The organism is Vibrio sp. S234-5, from assembly GCF_000960595.1.
Lineage (GTDB): Bacteria > Pseudomonadota > Gammaproteobacteria > Enterobacterales > Vibrionaceae > Vibrio.
Genome location: NZ_JZAM01000291.1, coordinates 1 through 480, shown reverse-complemented (window position 1 = coordinate 480; position 480 = coordinate 1). Strand labels below are relative to the sequence as shown.

The following is a 480-nucleotide window of genomic DNA, read 5'->3' as shown; positions in this document are numbered from 1 at the left end:
CATAACGCCCTGCTAAGGGGTGAGCAATGCACTACAAAAGTTACCGCACACCAACTTAATCACAAAACTCACCGCATGCTGAAAATGCCACGCATTGCGAATCCCTCTTAAGCAGTTTGTTAGGCTTGTGCTGACTGTTAGCAATGAACCCTTAGCTTTGCTGCTTCTTTCTTAGGTACTTGCCACTTTTTTCATAGACCAATGTTAACGCAGCATAAATAGACACAAACAACACTAAGTCTAATGCAGCCAGTTTTACGTTAAATGGATCTGAGAAAATGTTGTATGTGAAACCAAGTTGCGCTTCTACAAATTTCACCAAAACTATCGTTGCAATAAAAACTAATATACCCATCAACTTACCTATCGAAAGTGGCAACAACATTCGTCGAAAATATGATAGCCCCGAACAAAGAAAGAACAAAAATTACGTCATTAATGCGAGTCAGTTAGTGATGTTACCGACTAGCCTAACGCCCG

General features: G+C 40.4%; 1 protein-coding gene. It reads right to left on the bottom strand.

Going from position 1 to position 480, the window contains the following annotated elements; all coding sequences use genetic code 11:
• Positions 1-151 precede the first annotated feature (151 nt).
• A complete protein-coding gene (locus UF06_RS17870) occupies positions 152-355 on the bottom strand; it encodes a hypothetical protein (RefSeq protein WP_045571655.1) in 204 nt (67 codons plus the stop codon).
• Between the last annotated feature and the right edge of the window lie 125 nt (positions 356-480).